The 16,585-nt window shown below is 44.4% G+C and carries 21 protein-coding genes; 8 read left to right on the forward strand and 13 right to left on the reverse strand.

Annotated features, from left to right (window positions below):
• Positions 1–29: 29 nt before the first annotated feature.
• The 3 genes from B5X68_RS11765 to B5X68_RS11775 all read right to left on the reverse strand — a co-directional run bounded on the left by B5X68_RS11765 (position 30) and on the right by B5X68_RS11775 (position 3,932).
• Entirely contained in the window at positions 30–1,781 is a 1,752-nt protein-coding gene (locus tag B5X68_RS11765) for a D-apionate lactonase family protein (RefSeq protein ID WP_082214867.1), read from the reverse strand.
• 11 nt (positions 1,782–1,792) lie between these two features.
• A complete protein-coding gene (locus tag B5X68_RS11770; RefSeq protein ID WP_082214868.1) occupies positions 1,793–2,818 on the reverse strand; it encodes a Gfo/Idh/MocA family protein in 1,026 nt (341 codons plus the stop codon).
• 100 nt (positions 2,819–2,918) lie between these two features.
• Positions 2,919–3,932 (reverse strand): GntR family transcriptional regulator, encoded by a 1,014-nt coding sequence (locus B5X68_RS11775; RefSeq protein WP_082214869.1) that lies wholly within the window; start codon positions 3,930–3,932, stop codon positions 2,919–2,921.
• A 118-nt stretch (positions 3,933–4,050) separates the two neighbouring features.
• Here B5X68_RS11775 and B5X68_RS11780 point away from each other — a divergent pair, with 118 nt between their 5' ends.
• Positions 4,051–4,860 (forward strand): sugar phosphate isomerase/epimerase family protein, encoded by an 810-nt coding sequence (locus B5X68_RS11780; RefSeq protein ID WP_082214870.1) that lies wholly within the window; start codon positions 4,051–4,053, stop codon positions 4,858–4,860.
• Between the two features lie 51 nt (positions 4,861–4,911).
• On the opposite strand, the gene B5X68_RS11785 is transcribed toward B5X68_RS11780, so the two are convergent.
• From B5X68_RS11785 to B5X68_RS11800, 5 genes are all read right to left on the reverse strand, one after another.
• On the reverse strand, positions 4,912–5,214 hold the full coding sequence (locus B5X68_RS11785; protein WP_082214871.1) for a hypothetical protein: 303 nt from the start codon (positions 5,212–5,214) through the stop codon (positions 4,912–4,914).
• A gap of 30 nt (positions 5,215–5,244) precedes the next feature.
• Positions 5,245–5,394, reverse strand: a complete 150-nt coding sequence (locus B5X68_RS28910; RefSeq protein WP_170916635.1) for a hypothetical protein — start codon at positions 5,392–5,394, stop codon at positions 5,245–5,247.
• A 123-nt stretch (positions 5,395–5,517) separates the two neighbouring features.
• On the reverse strand, positions 5,518–6,747 hold the full coding sequence (locus B5X68_RS11790; RefSeq protein ID WP_082214872.1) for an RNA polymerase sigma factor: 1,230 nt from the start codon (positions 6,745–6,747) through the stop codon (positions 5,518–5,520).
• 12 nt (positions 6,748–6,759) lie between these two features.
• Complete coding sequence (locus B5X68_RS11795) at positions 6,760–7,104, reverse strand: YciI family protein (protein WP_082214873.1); 345 nt, start codon at positions 7,102–7,104, stop codon at positions 6,760–6,762.
• A gap of 43 nt (positions 7,105–7,147) precedes the next feature.
• On the reverse strand, positions 7,148–7,618 hold the full coding sequence (locus B5X68_RS11800; protein ID WP_082214874.1) for a carboxymuconolactone decarboxylase family protein: 471 nt from the start codon (positions 7,616–7,618) through the stop codon (positions 7,148–7,150).
• Between the two features lie 189 nt (positions 7,619–7,807).
• Between B5X68_RS11800 and B5X68_RS11805 the strand changes: the two genes are divergently transcribed.
• The 4 genes from B5X68_RS11805 to B5X68_RS11820 all read left to right on the forward strand — a co-directional run bounded on the left by B5X68_RS11805 (position 7,808) and on the right by B5X68_RS11820 (position 12,058).
• Entirely contained in the window at positions 7,808–9,085 is a 1,278-nt protein-coding gene (locus B5X68_RS11805; RefSeq protein WP_082214875.1) for a chloride channel protein, read from the forward strand.
• A 91-nt stretch (positions 9,086–9,176) separates the two neighbouring features.
• A complete protein-coding gene (locus B5X68_RS11810; protein ID WP_082214876.1) occupies positions 9,177–9,983 on the forward strand; it encodes a hypothetical protein in 807 nt (268 codons plus the stop codon).
• A gap of 12 nt (positions 9,984–9,995) precedes the next feature.
• Positions 9,996–11,531, forward strand: a complete 1,536-nt coding sequence (locus B5X68_RS11815; protein ID WP_082214877.1) for an alkaline phosphatase family protein — start codon at positions 9,996–9,998, stop codon at positions 11,529–11,531.
• Between the two features lie 98 nt (positions 11,532–11,629).
• Positions 11,630–12,058: an SRPBCC family protein gene (locus tag B5X68_RS11820; RefSeq protein ID WP_082214878.1), complete on the forward strand. Its 429-nt coding sequence runs from the start codon at positions 11,630–11,632 to the stop codon at positions 12,056–12,058.
• Positions 12,059–12,065: 7 nt separating this feature from the next.
• Here the strand turns inward: B5X68_RS11820 and B5X68_RS11825 are convergent, their stop codons facing one another.
• The 3 genes from B5X68_RS11825 to B5X68_RS11835 all read right to left on the reverse strand — a co-directional run bounded on the left by B5X68_RS11825 (position 12,066) and on the right by B5X68_RS11835 (position 13,270).
• A complete protein-coding gene (locus tag B5X68_RS11825) occupies positions 12,066–12,422 on the reverse strand; it encodes a helix-turn-helix domain-containing protein (protein WP_082214879.1) in 357 nt (118 codons plus the stop codon).
• A gap of 4 nt (positions 12,423–12,426) precedes the next feature.
• Positions 12,427–12,735, reverse strand: coding sequence for a type II toxin-antitoxin system HigB family toxin (locus tag B5X68_RS11830; protein ID WP_082214880.1), 309 nt, complete (start codon positions 12,733–12,735; stop codon positions 12,427–12,429).
• A 118-nt stretch (positions 12,736–12,853) separates the two neighbouring features.
• On the reverse strand, positions 12,854–13,270 hold the full coding sequence (locus B5X68_RS11835) for a DUF6157 family protein (protein ID WP_082215333.1): 417 nt from the start codon (positions 13,268–13,270) through the stop codon (positions 12,854–12,856).
• Between the two features lie 104 nt (positions 13,271–13,374).
• Between B5X68_RS11835 and B5X68_RS11840 the strand changes: the two genes are divergently transcribed.
• The 3 genes from B5X68_RS11840 to B5X68_RS11850 all read left to right on the forward strand — a co-directional run bounded on the left by B5X68_RS11840 (position 13,375) and on the right by B5X68_RS11850 (position 14,645).
• Positions 13,375–14,130 (forward strand): MBL fold metallo-hydrolase, encoded by a 756-nt coding sequence (locus tag B5X68_RS11840; RefSeq protein WP_082214881.1) that lies wholly within the window; start codon positions 13,375–13,377, stop codon positions 14,128–14,130.
• Positions 14,131–14,193: 63 nt separating this feature from the next.
• A complete protein-coding gene (locus tag B5X68_RS11845; protein ID WP_082214882.1) occupies positions 14,194–14,397 on the forward strand; it encodes a hypothetical protein in 204 nt (67 codons plus the stop codon).
• Entirely contained in the window at positions 14,394–14,645 is a 252-nt protein-coding gene (locus tag B5X68_RS11850) for a PIN domain-containing protein (protein WP_082214883.1), read from the forward strand. The genes B5X68_RS11845 and B5X68_RS11850 overlap by 4 nt, the downstream gene beginning before the upstream one ends.
• Before the next feature lie 120 nt (positions 14,646–14,765).
• Here B5X68_RS11850 and B5X68_RS11855 read toward each other — a convergent pair whose 3' ends face one another.
• Positions 14,766–15,533, reverse strand: coding sequence for a LytR/AlgR family response regulator transcription factor (locus B5X68_RS11855; protein ID WP_082214884.1), 768 nt, complete (start codon positions 15,531–15,533; stop codon positions 14,766–14,768).
• A 17-nt stretch (positions 15,534–15,550) separates the two neighbouring features.
• Positions 15,551–16,570 carry a sensor histidine kinase gene (locus tag B5X68_RS11860; RefSeq protein ID WP_082214885.1) on the reverse strand — a complete coding sequence of 340 codons (1,020 nt, stop codon included), beginning with the start codon at positions 16,568–16,570 and terminating at the stop codon, positions 15,551–15,553.
• Positions 16,571–16,585: the final 15 nt, after the last annotated feature.

Below are 16,585 nucleotides of genomic sequence, written 5' to 3' on the forward strand. Positions count from 1 at the left end.
AATCCTGTTGCCTTGAAACAATGAATTTCCTACAATGCCACCACGCCCATCGGCGCTAATGTCAACATGTTGCCTTCAAGGACGCTGTCCGTGTTATTATTTAGGGTAAATATAATTTTTGGGTATCTCAGTTCACTATTAGGTTCCAGGATAACTGTCTGCTTTTCATTTGTATGATTGGCAATGATCAGGCAGCTTTCATTTCTGTCGGACCGGTGCATGAGCAGTGAAGAGACATTTAGTGGTAAGTCCGATGAAGTAGCTTCAATTTCAGCCGGCTTCCAGTTTAAAATGAATTGTAAAAGTTTACCCACCGGATAAATATTACCATCACTGATAATGCCGCCGAAACCATTGGTTTCAAAATAAGTGATGGAGTTGGCACCAGCTTCTGTCAGGTATTTAAGGCTTCCCAATGTCCAGCCAGCAGCTAAATCGGACGTTTGCCGGGTGTCATAATTATTCTCAACCGATTCGTTATCGGCTTCCACGGCGTTGGACCGTGGTTTCAGGGTTATGGGGGAAACATGCAATCTTTTCCCCGGAGCGATTTCCTCAGCGCCTTTTATCATATCAAATTGCGCCTGCATATTGTCGATCATCGTTCGATCATCTTTCAAATGCGCAAGCGGAGTGAGTGAAAATGATATAAAATCAAGTGTTGTAGAATCAATCCTATTACGGTTAATGTCGGCAAAATGTCCATCTGTTCCGCCTCCCAATTCGACGTTTGGCATTTGCTCCCGAATCTTTGAGACTACATGAGCAATGAGATCGGAGCTCGTCATTTTGGAAGTTTCGTCGAAGAAGATGATCGATTTCAGAATATGCGCATGCACATTAACCAGATCTAAAAACGCTGAAATATCGATATTGCTGGAATTACAGAAAACGACCAGTTCCAAGGTGGTTTCGCAATAACGGCAATGTTCCAAAGCTTGTAGCAACTCTTCATGCCAATGCTTCGATGAAAGCGAAATGGCTTTTCTTAAATGACTGATTGTTAAGCTTTTGACAAATTCCAATTCGCTATCGCTGATATTTGAAGCCAGCCGTAAACCAATATCCGGAAATCCGGTGTAAGCATTGTTTCGATGAATCCTAACCGTATCAAAATCATTTTCCTGCGCAGTAAATGCATCCGTTACAGTCAGTTTGACCGATTGATCTATCAGTGTTCCCGTTTCTATCAATCTGGGGAAAGGCAGTTCGAGCGGCGTGTAGTAAGTTTTGTATGAAGCGTCAGACCAATTTCGCTGATCCTCGGTTTCAAAAATATCACCGTCAAAATCCAGCCTTGCCCTGGTTGTTTTGCCCACAGGCCATTCCATAGCGCGAATGTTCAGAAACGGCTGGTGCGGACTAATTGTTACGGGGAAATATTTATGCGAAAAATAGCCGTCAGGATGCTCAATGCAGCAAGGTGTCCCGGCAAATTTGTCGGTGGCATGCAACACACATAGTCCTGCACGGTTGCTCAAAAAGGTGTTTCCGGCCTGGCCATGAATGCTGAAATGAATGCTTCCGTCGGCCGAGCCGATGATTTTCACTTTCCACTTAAATTGAAAACCGTCTTCCCGAACCTTGCCTGTAAACTTTATCGAGAACGAATCCGCATTGTGTTTGACTTCTTCGGCGCTGATCTCAGCCAGTAATGTGTTCCAGTTGCGATCACGGATAGCGAAGTAAATCATTCGTACAACTTCCTGATTTCCAATGCGGATGTAGCGAAGGTTTCCCTCCGCATAATCAGCTTGAACAGGACCGGCGTGAAGCAGCATAAGGTGAGCAGTTAAAAGTTGATAACTATATTTTCCCGGGCAGACTGGTAAGCGGCCTGCACAAGCCGCATCGTTTCCAGATTGTCTTTCCCGGTGGTTTCCGCAGTTTTTTTCCCCATAATGCTATCCAGAATGTTGCGGTTACAGTCCACAATGGAGGAATGCACCACCGCATATGCGGGATCCATCCATGGATAAGGTTTCGGGTCGGCTGTCGTGATCACCGTGCCTTTGCGGGTTGTGATCTTGATCACATAATTGTGCAGCAACTGGATCATGCCTTTATCTCCTTCCACGGTGATCAGCGTTTGCGGAAAAGATTCCTGCTCGGCAATGGTGGCATAGGACATTTCAACAAAGCAAGAAACGCCGTTTTTCATCCGCAGGAGCACATTAGCAACATCTTCGCCCCGGATAGCGGGGTTAATCCGCGCCGTGTGACAATACAATGATGCGGCCTCGCCGAACAAATATCTGGAAATGTCGAGCACATGGGAGCCAATGTCGGTAATGATAAATTCTTCGAGATCTTTTAAAAAGGGTTGGTTATCAAACACCGGGAATCCGGAGCAAAAAGCAACATTGGCTTTGAATATTTTGCCTATCACACCGTAATCCAATATTTCCTTCAACTTTCTGATCGGTGCCTGGAAACGAAAATTTTCATGAATATAAAACTGCACATTAGCCGATTTGCAAGTCTCGACCATAGCCAGCGATGTTTCCCAGCTCGGCGACATTGGTTTCTGGCAAATCACATTCAGGCCTCGTGAAGCGGCCTTTTCGGTGAAAAGTGCGTGGGTGTTTACGTCGGTTACGATATCCACAAAATCCAGTTCAGCAGCATGCTGATCGAGAAGCGCATCCACATTGTCGTAAACAAACCCGACCTCGTGCTTCGCGGCCAGGGCTTTGGCTTTGTCCAGGCTGCGGTTATAGAATGCAATCGGTTTTACATTGTTTAGCTCATTCCATCCCGCAAGCTGATATCCCGACCAAAAGCCGGTTCCGAGAACCGCAAATTTATAAATCCTCATAAAGTCATATAAATGATGATATCAGCTTTATCTCTACTGCACTCTACTATTTAACAAATATATTGTTTTTTGTTTTGTGAAGCATTTGCAGCAGCAGAATTTACAGCGACTTGCGACGAATGAGGCTGGACGGGTTTGCGGTTTTTGTTGTTAGTTTCTGATCAATGATTTTGCTGAGTGTCTGGCCCATTTGTTCGAAATCGGTGGAGATAACAGTGATTCCGCCTTCGAGAATCTCTTTCATAGGCGTATCGTCATAGGAGATCAATCCAATTTCTTCTCCTAAAAGCAAGTCTTCATGACGCACATGTTTCACAAAATCAATCAGGTCACGATCTGCAAAAAGCAGGTAAGCTTCTTGTTTTCTGACAATGCCGGTGCTAAACTTATCCGCGATCTGGCAATCCATTTTCGCTTCCTTGCAAAAGCGTTTAAAGCCAGAAATAATGCCGTCGGGAACAAACTGAAATTGGCCCTTTGCAAGCACCAACGTAAGTTTTTTATATTTTTTTAGTAGATCCAGACCTGATTCCAGCGCCGAATAAATATCATTTTCAAAATCCTGGTACACTGCCGCATATTCACCCGAAACATCTTCCGCAGCCTTGTCAATGATCACGAGCCTGTCCTTTGGGATACGGTTCAATGTGGCAGAGACATTCTCATTGAAGTGAGGCATGATCACAAAATAATTATAGTTATTCAAGTTGTTGGCAATCAGGTCGTCGAACAACTTGCGGTCGTAATGATGGAAAAATAAGCTGAGCTGCGTTCCTTCCGGAAGCCGGGATTTGAGGGCAAAATATAAGGTTTCCTTATAAGCGTTTAATGTATCAAAGAGCAGGAAAACATTGAGCGCGCTTCTTACCGCCGTGTTGGCCACATAAAACCCTTTGCCATGTTTTGCCTGGATCACACCTCTTTTTCTCAGGTCTTCGTAAGCCTTCGCAACTGTTACTTTCGCCACGTTTTGCCAGCTGGACAGTTCGCTGATCGACGGTAATTGCTGTCCGTGATTCAATGTGCCTTTTTCGATGGAAGCAATCACCTCATTCGTTATCTGCTGGTATTTGGGTTGTTTAGAAAGGGCATTTATTTTTATCAGGTCTCTCATTTGTCGCTTCCGGGTCTATGTCATCCTAAATATATTAAAAATATGGCTGGACTGACTCAAGGGCGGTAGATTGCGGATTGTGCTGGTCTTTTTCCAAGGAATCCACCACGATCAAGACATGAAAATCAAGTTTTATGCGCCCCAATGGGGCAACACGCTTCCATTTGACACTTTTTGTAACAATGTAAAATCCGCAGGTTACGACGGTGTGGAAATGGCGCTGCCTTTTGAAAAAAAAGAAACAGACGAAATTCTGGAAGCACTGGCGAAGCATGGTCTGGAACTGATCGGTCAATATTGGCAGTCGTTTGAGCGGGATATTAATTTGCATGCCGCCAATTACGAGAAATACCTCAGAAATCTGATTGCGGCCAAGCCGGTGTTTATCAATTGTCAGACGGGAAAAGATTATTTTAGTTTTGACCATAACAAGCGGCTTTTTGATCTAGCTGCGGCGCTTGCTGCGGAATCGGGCATTCGCATTATTCATGAAACGCATCGCGGGAAAAGCTTATATGCTGCGCACGTTACCCATCAGTATCTCACACGAATTTCAAACCTGCGCATCACGCTGGACATATCGCATTGGTGTAATGTGCATGAATCATTGCTGGAAGATCAGGCCGAGGAAATTGCACTGGCCATAGCCCATACAGACCATATTCACAGCAGGGTAGGACACCCGGAAGGTCCGCAAGTGAATGATCCGCGCGCCCCGGAGTGGGCAGAAACCTTGGAAAAACATTTGCAATGGTGGGATCAGGTGGTTGCTGTACACAATGCGAAAAACACGCCGCTTACAGTTACAACAGAGTTCGGCCCCGCCACGTATATGCCGTTATTGCCCTACTCGCAAACGCCCGTCGCCAACCAATGGGATATTAATGTACATATGATGGGTCTGCTGAAAGATCTGTACCAAAGCTGAATAGCGATCGCGATGAGAGGAAGGATTTAATGGATCGGAACTTGTGTGCATTTAGGAAACCTTTGCGCTACGCACAGAGTAGGGAATCGCCTTGATTAGTTTCGTATTGTTAAATTCTTCAACGACCATAATGTTTTCCTTAGGTACAATGCCTCTGCTGATCCAGTTGAGTACTGTCTCCACATTCTTGATCCCAAACCGCAGACAATATTCTTTAACGGTAACCCACTCAGACAAGTCCACTAATTCACCCTGGCTGATCAAGTACGAGCGGGCGTCCGCAATGGCAGCATCACCCTCAGCTAGTAATGCTTCAATTTTTTTACTTAACTCAGTCTTTTCGTCAACCTCCATACCAATTACGATTTATTAAAAACGTCGACTTCACTTCTTTTCCAACTGCTCTATAAGTTTGACCAAAACTGCAATCTGATCCAGCAGTCGGTCAATTTGATCCTGGGACATTTGCTTAGACATATCCCGCAAAAGCTGTCTTCTGGCAGCCAGGAGCATTCTCAGATGAAAAGCATTCATTTATAATAGTGTGTTAACAATCAAATATAACGTTTGTTAGATTACCTAACAAACCGCAATGATTGTTCGGGGAGATCCATTTATTTCCCGGCTGATGGCAGGATGAAACCTAATAACCCTTTGCTAAACTGACAACGCGTCAATCTTCTCTCTTATCCCAAGCCGCTCTGTTTGCGTTTTTGCCAGGGAAAATGCTTTTTCAAGGTTCATTCGGGCCTTTTCGTTGTCTAGATCTTTGTATAGCTCTCCGAGCAAAATGAAATAAAAGTGATTGTTTTCCAGCCTGAGTTTTTCCGCCTCCGCAAGCGCAGCTTTTTTGCCATTGGCCTTGTACAGCGCGAAGGTGCGGTTTAGCGCGACGCTGGGCGAATAATTAACAAGCAGCAACTGATTATATAGCTGCAAAATCTCCTCCCATTTTTCGGCACTATCATCCTTTTGACAATGCCAAAAAGCAATCCTGGCTTCCAAATGATAGGCACTCAATGCATTGCCATGAGCCGAGAGCGCGAGAAAATGCGTTCCCTGATTTATTAATGCGTGGTCCCATAGACTTTCATGCTGATCTTCGTAGAGAACCTGCGAATTCTCGCTGGTTTGTCTCGCATGGAAGCGTGACGCGTGAAAACACATCAGTGCCATTAATGCATTCGTCGAGGGCAAATTGGTCTGGGGGTAATCGATCAGCATCAGACATAAGCGCATGGCTTCAAGACAAAAATCCTGTCTTAAAATTTCACTTTGTGTTTTGGAATAATAACCTTCGCTGAACAGCAAGTAAATGATATGCAGCACATTATCGAGCCGTTTTGAAATTTCTTCCTCAGGCGGGAGTTCCATTTTGATCTTTTCCGTGCGAAGTTTTTCTTTCGCACGGAAAAGCCTTTTGTTAATGGTCTCTTTGTTGGATAAAAATGCCTCGGCAATTTCTTCAATTCCAAACCCGCAAAGAATGCGCAAAGCCAGCCCAATCTGCGCTTCACTTGCGATCGCAGGATTGCAAACCGCAAAAAGCATTTGCAGCTGACTGTCCTTTATGTTTTGGTTTGAGAAATTCAGCATTTCATCGTCGCTTACCGCATCATTCCCGATGATTTCGGGCAATACTTTTTCATTAAAAATTTTATTTCGTCTGAAAAAAGTAAGCGTTTTTTGCTTTGCAACCGCATAAAGCCAGGCTGGCGGATTTTCCGGGACACCCTTCGTTTCCCAGGTTTCCGTCGCCTGTAAAAACGTTTCACTTACGATATCCTCTGCCGTTTCAATGTGCTGTAATCCGTAAAGTTTACTGATCACAGCCACCATTTTGGTGAACTCTTGTTGAAATAATTGCTTCAAAAACTCCTTTTCCATGGCAAGTAAATATCAGGCTGGGCGATAAATCGGGCGGATCTCCACGCTGCCACCCCGATCGAGAGCAGGACATCCGTGCGCCAGGGTTGTTGCTTCGTCCAGGCTATCGGCCTTTACAATGACGAAACCCCCCAGACGTTCCCTGATTTCCACAAACGGGCCATCGGTAATAACGCCACCTGCTTTTAGCACTTTTCCCTCCTCAGGCAGACGTGAACCTCGATTCGTCAATTTGCCCTGCACGGCAATTGCGCCAGCCCAATCAGCCCATCTCTTATTGAACGCCTTCATTTCTTCGGCTGTGAAGTTGCTGTAATCAAAGCTGGGCTGGCGGAACAATAACATGAAATCTGGCATTTTTTAAAATGTTTTGATGGTGGATATTGTGAAATTGGTTTGCCTATGGATGCACCTCGAACTTTCCGGGCTGATAGGAGCCGGCCGTCGTGCGGAAGGCAATGTTAATGCGATTATAACTATTGATCGTGATAATCGCCATCGTAAGGTCTATCAGCTCTCCTTCCGAGAACTCTTTTCGGGCAATTTCAAAAACCTCATTGGAAACTGCTCCACCCGGAATTTTTGTCAGTTCCTCTGCAAAGGTAAGCGCCGCCATTTCACGGTCTGTGTAAAGCGGAGCTTCGCGCCATGCATCCAGCAACAACAGCCGCTGCACATCTTCTCCTTTTGCCAAAAGATCTTTGGAATGCATATCCAGACAATAAGCACATCCGTTAATCTGCGAAACGCGGTAATAGATCAAATTAAGAAGCGGTTGTCCCAATTCTGATTTTGCAAGATAACCACTCAGTCCGAACATTGCTTTGATCGCTTTGCCACCTTTCTCCATTAAATTAATTCGCTGTCTCATTTTCGTTTTGTTTTGTAAGTGAATACTTGATTTACATCACAGTAATGCTTCGCAAGCGGACAATTGGACAAAACACGAAAAAATTTTTTTTCCTGAGCGAGTCCGGCCCGCGACCCGTTAAGGCAAATAGGTGCCACTTAGCGGAACCAAAATGGAAATGAGGGGATTGTATTTTTATATTAATGTAGCATGGATCAGAAATCTTATCACGTTAAAAAGAGCAAAAGGGTCATCGGCGTTTTGGTTGCAGCCGCACTTACGGGCGTCTTTTCCGCATTGATCGCGGACACGCTCAAAGTGATCACCGAACATTACGAAGAAAGTTTGCTCGAAAAGATCCATGAAAACCCTTACCTTATTTTCGTGCTGCCCCTGATCGGCATCACGACGATCCATATGCTGCGGCGGTTTCTTTTCCGGAATAAGGCCAATAAAGGCATTAAGGAGGTTTTGGATACAATTAATAAAAACGGCAATACACTTCCCGCTTACAAGGTTCCTTCCCACTATTTCAATGGATTCTTGACAGTCATTTTTGGCGGCTCAACGGGCATTGAAGTTTCCACTGTGGTTGCTACGGCTTCCGTAGGCGCATTATCAAGTCGCAAGGTAAATTACCTTAAAAAATACAGGACGGACCTGGTGTGTTCCGGGCTGGCTGCTGGCGTTACTGCGTTGTTTAATGCACCTGTTGCCGGTTTTTTGTTTGCATTTGAGGTTTTTACCAAAAGAAAAAGCAAGCTTCACACCGCCAGCGTTATCACGGCCGTTTTGGTTTCTTACATCTTGACCCGTTATTTCTTTTTCAAACAAATATTCAATTTCAATGTCTCCGTCTGGAACAGTTATGCATTGCCTTATTTCGTGCTTTTGGGGATTATTGCAGGGTTTAACGCGGTTTATCTTACCAAAAGCGTGCTGTTTTTCAAGCGTTTTTTCGGTTCTTTAAATAATGATCTCACCAAGATCCTGGCAGGTTCATTGCTGATTTCAACGCTAGTTTTCTTTTTTCCGAGTCTGTACGGCGAAGGTTATGCAGGGATTAATCATCTCATAAAGCTGACGCCTGAGACAGCCATGGCAACAATACTATCTTTATTATTAATACTGATCTTCAAGCCTTTGGCGACCTCAATCACACTCGGTGCTGGCGGTGATGGCGGTGTTTTTGCACCCAGTTTATTCATAGGGGCTTTCCTTGGACTCATCGTTTGCACTGTTTTGAACCACTTTTTCGGACTTAATTTAATTGCCGTAAATTTCATGGTCATAGGCATGGCCGCCGTGCTGAGTGGCAGCATTCATGCGCCGTTTACCGCCATATTTTTGGTCTGCGCTATTGCTGATAATTACATGCTTTTTGTGCCCATTCTGATCGCCAGCCTTGTTTCCAAGCTGGTTGCGCACTTCCTTTTTCCATACACCGTTTACACTTACAAGGCGCCAGCATTAGAAAAAGTACACTGAATTTGGGTGCTTGGGAAGTTTAATGTTAAGGTAAAATTGTGCAGAATATTATTTGATTAATTTTATTGGTCAAATAATATTCTCAGCCGTCATGATCCTACGCAATGTGCCGTTCTTACTTTGGTGTGCATTCAGCAGCTTTCTTCCGCTACATTCTTTTTCCCAATCTATAAAAGAGATCCGCTCATTTCAGGTGACCGAGGCAAAACAGGCCGTGGCTGTTGATGAAGGCCATTTTTATGTGATCAACAACAGCTCTATTACCAAACATTCCAAAAGTGACGGCAAACAAATTGCTATGTGGGATGGCTCAAAAGAAGGCATTAAGCATTTGAATAGCGGGGTGGTAATCAAAGGGAAACTGTATTGCGCCAACACCAATTATCCTGAAATTCCGATGGCAAGTTCCATTGAAATTTTTGATGTAAATTCAATGCAACACGTTGGTAACCATAGTTTTGGCATCGCCGAACACGGCTCACTTACCTGGATTGATCAAAAAGATGGTTTTTGGTGGGGCGGATTTGCGCATTATGCCGGTAAAGAGGCCAGTGAAGGCAGGGATGTGCGCTGGACGTCGGTGGTAAAATATGATTCGGAGTGGCGGCAGCTCGAATCATGGATTTTCCCGAAGCAAATTGTAGATCTTTTTACGCCAAAAAGCAATTCAGGAGGCGCCTGGGGCAAAGATGGACTGCTTTATTGTACGGGACACGATCAGGCGGAATTGTATGTGATGCGTTTGCCGAAATCGGGATTTACGCTCGAACACGTGAGGACGCTTCCCGCTCCTGTACATGGGCAAGGGGTCGCAATGGATCATTGGACGAAGGAGAAGCAGATTATTTTCGGCATCAACCGTGCGGAAAACAAAGTAGTGGCAGCCGAGATCAAATAACCATGACATTTTATGAAAATCCGGTCAGCAGCAGGCATTTTAGTCGGCACATTTGTATTATTAATAACTCATGCCTTCGGGCAACATAACGCAGCCACACCATCATTGGCTGTCAGGAACAAAACGCTCATTGTCTTTTTCGATGGGCTAAGGCCAGATTACATAACGAGCGAGCAAATGCCTAACCTGTTCGCATTCAGGCAAAAAGCGTCCGTCGGAAAGCATCATCACAGCGTTTTTCCAACCGTAACAAGAGTGAATTCTGCTTCATATGCAACGGGCTCTTACCCCGGAACGCACGGAATTTTAGGAAATGCCGTCTACTTTCCGGAAGTTAACAAGACGAAAAGTATTGGGACTTCACATAAAGACTTATCCAAATTCATCGCCGCCAACTCAGAGCCATTGCTATCCGCTGTTACGCTGGGTGAAGTGCTTCAGTCGGCAGGCGAAAGAATGATGGTTTTTAGCTCAGGGACGACGGGACAGGCATTTTTACAAAATTACAAAGTAAGTGGCGGAGCCATCATCAACCCAGGCCTCATACTGCCTGACTCAATGAAATCCCTGGTTTTGGCTGATCTGGGTGAAGTTTCAAAAGAGGGTTCAGAAGATCAGAACAGGCACAAATGGGTTACGGACGCATTGTTGAAATATAGCCTGGACATCAAAGCGCCGCTGGTAAGCGCAATCTGGTTTTCCGATCCGGACGGTGCTGCGCACGAGCATGGAATAGGCTCGGAAGAGGCCGTAAGTGCCATTAAATTTGTAGACGCTCAATTTGGCCGAATTTTGGAAGCCATTGAAAGCCGGGGACTTAAAGAGCAATACAACATCATTATCTCGACTGATCATGGCTTCGTAACAAATGTTGGACAGCAGGACCTTAGTGATTTTTTAATAAAAGAGGGTTTAAAAAAAGACAAGGAATCGGACGATGTGATCCTGGCCGAGGGCTCTGTTTATGTGAAGGATCACGATCCTGAAAAAATTGAAAAGATTGTCACGGCACTTCATAAACAGGAATGGGTTGGCGCTGTTTTTACCAAAGCTAGAACGGAAAAAAGTTTAAAAGGGTGGGTAGAAGGCACTTTTTCATTTGACGCTGTTCATTTTAATCATAAGCGGGCCGGTGACATTCTTGTAGCCCCAAATTGGAATGATGAGAAGAATGCCAAAGGTTTTGCCGGAACCGACTTTTCAACCGGAGTCGCAGGGCACGGCGGATCGAGTCCCTATGAGATCCATATCGAGCTAATGGCAGCAGGACCCGATTTCAAAAGGTTGAAAGACACAGATTTACCAACTTCCAATGTGGATATTGTCCCAACGATCCTGGCAATTTACGGCTTACCCATCCCTCCGCAAATGGACGGTCGGGTTATCAGCGAAATATTGAAAAAGCCGGGAGATTCGGGCGGGAAAATGATCCAGGAAACACTCGTGAGTGAAGTCAAATATCCCTGGGGCGTGTACAGATTGACAGTTTATATTTCCGTTTTAGGCAAATATCGTTACTTCACTTTCAGCAAAACAGAACGCCGATAATTGTCCCGTTCGCCCCGGGAGTTGTCCCGTATGCCCAACCAATCAACGAAAATCAAAGGTTAGCTTTGCAGATTGCAAACATTAACCTGTCATGAAAAATGGAAAAAATTGAGCACATTAATTACATCAAAGTTCCTGTCGCAAAAGTTTATGAAGCGCTTACCACGCAGGAAGGACTTGCCGCTGTATGGACAACGGATCTGGTTGTGAAGCCGGAAATTGGATTTGTCAATGAATTCGGCTTTGGCGACGAAGATTACACCAAGATGAAAATTGTAGAATTATCCCAAAACAAAAGGATTGAGTGGGAGTGTATCGAGTCGGATCCGGAGTGGGTCGGTACAGGCATCTCATTTGAACTCAGCGAAAAAAATGGCGTCACATCAGTCGTCCTCAAACATTTCAACTGGCGCGAGCTCACCGAATTCTACCAGTTTTGCAACTACAACTGGGCCATTTTCCTGTTCAGCCTGAAAATTTACTGCGAAGACGGAGCCGGAACGCCATATCAGCGCCGGAAGTTTTAGCGGTCAGCTATCCGAGCAGCACTTGTGCAGGGATGCCTAGCTTTTCATGAAACAATTTTGCGAGTTTCAATGTCAGGGGTTTCTTTCTGTTCAGTATGGCTGAAACATAACTTTTGCTGCCGACCCAATCCACCAAATCTTTACTTTTTAATCCCTTCTCTTCCATTTTAAGCTTAATGGCCTCAATTGGATCCGGAAAGGGGATTTTATAATGCACATCTTCATAAGCTTTGATCAAGAGCAAAGCGATTTGCAGGTTGTTTCCTTCTTTGCTTTCAGGATTTGGCTTTTTATCAAATTGCTCATCGATCCATCCGAGCATCAGCTCGTACTCTGAATCGCTTTTAATCAGTTTCAATTCCATTATTTCACGGTTTATATTTTATTGATTTAACGTCGACCTTATCATATTCCGAATGGTTTCCGAACCATTTGATCTGGATCGTTTTGTATTCAAATACAACCCGCACCACCAGCCGGTAATGATTCCCCATAATATTAAACACCACCCGATCATCGCCTACCAAACTTGCCTTTGCAAAGACAGCCTTTAATTCCTGAAAACTACTAAATTCCGCGTTGACCATTTCTTCATACCATTCTCTTAATGCATTGGAAGCCTGCGGATACATAACACAATATGCTAAAAGTGTTTTGCGTGCGATAATGTTAAACATGATAAGTTTACTATTAGTGAACAAATCTAGGTCTTAATTTTAGAATTACAAATCACTAGACGTAACATTTTCACCCGGGTCACATACAAAAGAAAAAAATTTTATTTTTTTTCGGTCCTTATGCTCGCTTGGAACGCATTGCTTTTACGGTTTCCACTTTATCATCGTTTGAGAACTTTTCGTATTCCTGAGAGTCCAGGCTGTATAATGCCACTTTTCCTTCTGAGTTGCTGTGGACGCCCCAGCCGTATCGTTTTGTAAGCGGTGAAGCTCTCAGGCAGGCCTGACCTTTTGAAAAGAATTTTTCGCGTTCAGCGGCGAGGTCGCTTTTGTCGAAACCTTGTCGGGTGGCATAAGTCTGGAACAAGACATCGTCGGAAGTGTACTTATAAGGCTCTTTGCTGATCATTTCAAATTGAATGTTCGCAACTGATTTTTCCGGCCCTTTATTTGGTGGAACTTCGCCGGTTTTGGCGGGGCTATCTTCGGCAACCTGAATAAATGCATCGAAGTAATTGGTTGTATGTGTTTTCATTTTCGTCATCATAAATCTGTTTCAGAATTAATGTAATGTAACCAATTTAAAAGGTCTGGAAATAAATACAAAAAGTTAACTTTGAACAAACAACTCGATATAAAATGAAAGCAACATTTGCACTCTTATTTCTAATGATTTCCGCTCCGCTATGGGCGCAACTTCCCGCTGCCGATGACCTGCAAACGTCAAAAGGACCGTTGAAAATCCAACCGCTTAACCACGCCACGATGACCCTGACCTGGGGCGGAAAAACGATTTACGTGGATCCATACGGCGGCACGAAAACATTCAAAGGCATTGCCGCCCCAGACCTGATCCTCATTTCGGATATTCACGGCGACCATTTCGATCCTAAAACATTGGATTCCCTGGATCTGAGCAAAGCGGTCATTGTAGCGCCGAAAGCTGTCATTGACATGATGTCGGAAAAGCTCAAAGCGAAAGCTGTTGCAGTTGCTAACGGTCAGACAATCAGCAAGCTGGATGTCTCTATTACGGCCATTCCGATGTATAATTTGCCGGAGGCGGCGGATGCAAAGCACACCAAAGGCCGCGGCAATGGTTATGTTTTGAAGTTTGGCGATAAAACCGTCTACATCAGTGGCGACACAGCCGGAATTCCCGAAATGCGCGCTTTGAAAAACATTGACGCAGCATTCGTTTGCATGAATTTGCCTTACACGATGGATGTACCCGAAGCAGCTTCCGCCGTTCTGGATTTCAAACCAAAGATCGTTTATCCCTACCATTATCGCGGCCAAAACGGCCTTAGCGACACCGAAGCCTTCAAAAAACTGGTAAACGCCGGAGACGCGAAGATCGACGTAAGGCTGAGAGATTGGTATTCTATTAAGTAAGGCTTTTAAAATATACAATTGACTCTTGACCATAACTGTGTTATATTTGAGAAAAGCACAGCTATGGTCATTACACGTCAGGATAAAAGCATCATAATAGAGGCCAGCGACTCCATCAACATGGGCGCGGTTCAAAAAGTCATTGACTACATTAATATCCTCGAAATCGCCGCCCAAAATCAAGGGACTGACGAAGACGCGTCTGAATTAGCAATGCAGGTTAATAAAAACTGGTGGGCTGAAAACAAATCACGTTTTCTTCCATGATCGTAGTTGTCGATACGAATATCCTGTTCAGCGCCTGCATCTCTCCAAACAACCATATTTCCGAAATTCTTTTTAGCCCGCTGCCAAACATACAACGGATAAGTTGCTACTATGCTATGGCAGAGCTATTCAAGCATCAGGCGAGGATTGTTCAACTTTCCAGGCAGCCTGTTGAAGCGGTAAGCACTTTGCTTTATACTGTTATGAAGCAGGTTGATTTTCTCAAACGGAATGCTGTGGACAGGTGATAAAAAGCTTACTAGTCATTGAAGAACCTGGGTTTTGATCGAGTGATCGCAACGAATGAACTTTATGAAATGCTGGGCATCGGCTGACATTAGCAGCAATGAGATCTACATCACACCCCCTCAGTTTTCCAGCCAGGATTTGAATGCAGGGGCTTTTTCTCGGCTGACTATTACTTCCTGAGCGGTTTCTGGGCGGAGCTGGATTTTTAGTTTCCCGTTGAAATATGTGTGGATTTTCTGGATCGCACTTACGCTTGCGATAAATTGCCGGTTCAGACGGAAAAAGCTGGCCGGATCTACCAAAGTTTCCAACTCCTCCAACTTGTAATCCACAAGATATTGCCGACCGTCTGTTCCCACCAGGCAGGCGAGTTCATTAGCCGTGTAAAAATAAGCGACCTGATCTTGGTGGATCGGAATCAGCTGTTCACCATTTTTGACCAAAAAACGCGTCTTATGCGCCTTTTTGCTCATTTCCAAACTATCCAGAAGAGATTCGACTTTTCTTGCATAAGACTTCGGTGAAAAGTCCTCTTTCAACCCGTCAAACTTCTTTATCGCATCGGCCAGTTCGGGCAACTTAATGGGTTTCAGCAGGTAATCAATGCTTTTTACACGAAATGCTTTAATAGCATATTCGTCGTAAGATGTGGTGAACACTATCGGGCTATGCGCGGGGAATGCTTCAAAAATCTGAAAACTGAGCCCGTCGGAGAGCTGTATATCGGAAAAAATCAAATCCACCTGATGCGCCCCGGCAAACCAGCGCTTGGCTGATTCCACACTTTCGAGCACAGCAATAATTTCAATTTTAGGATCAAGTTTTTTGATCAGTTTTTCCAGCCGTTCGGCAGCCGGATATTCGTCTTCTATAATGACAACTTTCATAATAATGCTTATAAAAACTAAGTCAGCTGCGCTAGAAGCGGGATTTTAACACTGAACAAATTGTCACTTCGAGTAATCTCAACACGTCGTTCTGTCAGCAGGCTGTATCGGTTGATGATGTTTTGAAGCCCGACCCTCGTCGACTTCTCAAGGACTGTTTTTTCAAGAATATTATTGGCAATGACCAGGTAATTATTGTCTTCTCTGATCGTGATTTTTAAAGGGTTTTCCTTGGAGGCAACATTATGCTTGATCGCATTCTCAATCAGCATTTGCAAACTTAGCGGTGTCACATGCTGCTGGTAAGCCGCGATGGATAAGTCCTTTTCCACCAGCAGGTTATCGCGAAAACGGATTTTGTTCAGGTAAACATAAGCATCCACAAAAGCGAGTTCTTCTTCCACCAGAACTGTGTCTTTATTACGGCTTACCAAAACATATCTGTAAACGTCTGACAATCTTTCCAGATAGTCCTGCGCATCTGTGTTGTCATCGTCGATCAATGCTGCCAGCGTGTTCATGCTGTTAAACAAAAAATGCGGATCGAGTTGATTTTTAAGCACTTCCAGTTGTGACTGAACGCCTTCACGCATAAGCGATTCTGTTTTTCGGACATTGGCTTTCCACGCTTCAAAAAAATAAACAGCTTCATAAACGAGATAAACCAAAACGGTCGGGATCAGACTGATCTTGAATCCCAGCATTGTCCCTTTCGATCGGAGAAATATTTTGCAAAGAAGTTCGTCGAGAACCAATGTGACCACAAATGTGTAGGCCAATGCAAGGACGGCTTCGCTCAAAAGTCGCTTTTCGGTTTGATTGTAATCAGGGAAGTGTCGGCGCATGGCTACAATGATATAGCGGTTTCCTTCCCACAATGCAAAGGTTATCAGCCCTGAAATCAGCACATTATAAACGAATATAATGTTGAACTTTATGAGGTTTTCGAAATGGATGATTGCCGGGATCAGGAATGCGAGCAAGGGAATCCCAACCAATCGCATCTTCCAATCGTTCAAAGTATATTTCTCTTTCATAACCAAGGGCTAAGC

The organism is Dyadobacter psychrophilus, from assembly GCF_900167945.1.
In the GTDB taxonomy this organism is placed as follows: domain Bacteria; phylum Bacteroidota; class Bacteroidia; order Cytophagales; family Spirosomataceae; genus Dyadobacter; species Dyadobacter psychrophilus.

What these genes read in the sequence shown, in the direction of transcription:
- B5X68_RS28910 (WP_170916635.1), bottom strand. Translation starts at nt 5,394, where the DNA reads ATGAATGCTTTTCATCTGAGAATGCTCCTGGCTGCCAGAAGACAGCTT.
- B5X68_RS11815 (WP_082214877.1), top strand. Translation starts at nt 9,996, where the DNA reads ATGAAAATCCGGTCAGCAGCAGGCATTTTAGTCGGCACATTTGTATTA.
- B5X68_RS11790 (WP_082214872.1), bottom strand. Translation starts at nt 6,747, where the DNA reads ATGGAAAAGGAGTTTTTGAAGCAATTATTTCAACAAGAGTTCACCAAA.
- B5X68_RS11855 (WP_082214884.1), bottom strand. Translation starts at nt 15,533, where the DNA reads ATGAAAGTTGTCATTATAGAAGACGAATATCCGGCTGCCGAACGGCTG.
- B5X68_RS11830 (WP_082214880.1), bottom strand. Translation starts at nt 12,735, where the DNA reads ATGTTTAACATTATCGCACGCAAAACACTTTTAGCATATTGTGTTATG.
- B5X68_RS11825 (WP_082214879.1), bottom strand. Translation starts at nt 12,422, where the DNA reads ATGGAATTGAAACTGATTAAAAGCGATTCAGAGTACGAGCTGATGCTC.
- B5X68_RS11835 (WP_082215333.1), bottom strand. Translation starts at nt 13,270, where the DNA reads ATGAAAACACATACAACCAATTACTTCGATGCATTTATTCAGGTTGCC.
- B5X68_RS11795 (WP_082214873.1), bottom strand. Translation starts at nt 7,104, where the DNA reads ATGCCAGATTTCATGTTATTGTTCCGCCAGCCCAGCTTTGATTACAGC.
- B5X68_RS11770 (WP_082214868.1), bottom strand. Translation starts at nt 2,818, where the DNA reads ATGAGGATTTATAAATTTGCGGTTCTCGGAACCGGCTTTTGGTCGGGA.
- B5X68_RS11840 (WP_082214881.1), top strand. Translation starts at nt 13,375, where the DNA reads ATGAAAGCAACATTTGCACTCTTATTTCTAATGATTTCCGCTCCGCTA.
- B5X68_RS11780 (WP_082214870.1), top strand. Translation starts at nt 4,051, where the DNA reads ATGAAAATCAAGTTTTATGCGCCCCAATGGGGCAACACGCTTCCATTT.
- B5X68_RS11765 (WP_082214867.1), bottom strand. Translation starts at nt 1,781, where the DNA reads ATGCTGCTTCACGCCGGTCCTGTTCAAGCTGATTATGCGGAGGGAAAC.
- B5X68_RS11850 (WP_082214883.1), top strand. Translation starts at nt 14,394, where the DNA reads ATGATCGTAGTTGTCGATACGAATATCCTGTTCAGCGCCTGCATCTCT.
- B5X68_RS11805 (WP_082214875.1), top strand. Translation starts at nt 7,808, where the DNA reads ATGGATCAGAAATCTTATCACGTTAAAAAGAGCAAAAGGGTCATCGGC.
- B5X68_RS11845 (WP_082214882.1), top strand. Translation starts at nt 14,194, where the DNA reads ATGGTCATTACACGTCAGGATAAAAGCATCATAATAGAGGCCAGCGAC.
- B5X68_RS11800 (WP_082214874.1), bottom strand. Translation starts at nt 7,618, where the DNA reads ATGAGACAGCGAATTAATTTAATGGAGAAAGGTGGCAAAGCGATCAAA.
- B5X68_RS11860 (WP_082214885.1), bottom strand. Translation starts at nt 16,570, where the DNA reads ATGAAAGAGAAATATACTTTGAACGATTGGAAGATGCGATTGGTTGGG.
- B5X68_RS11775 (WP_082214869.1), bottom strand. Translation starts at nt 3,932, where the DNA reads ATGAGAGACCTGATAAAAATAAATGCCCTTTCTAAACAACCCAAATAC.
- B5X68_RS11810 (WP_082214876.1), top strand. Translation starts at nt 9,177, where the DNA reads ATGATCCTACGCAATGTGCCGTTCTTACTTTGGTGTGCATTCAGCAGC.
- B5X68_RS11820 (WP_082214878.1), top strand. Translation starts at nt 11,630, where the DNA reads ATGGAAAAAATTGAGCACATTAATTACATCAAAGTTCCTGTCGCAAAA.
- B5X68_RS11785 (WP_082214871.1), bottom strand. Translation starts at nt 5,214, where the DNA reads ATGGAGGTTGACGAAAAGACTGAGTTAAGTAAAAAAATTGAAGCATTA.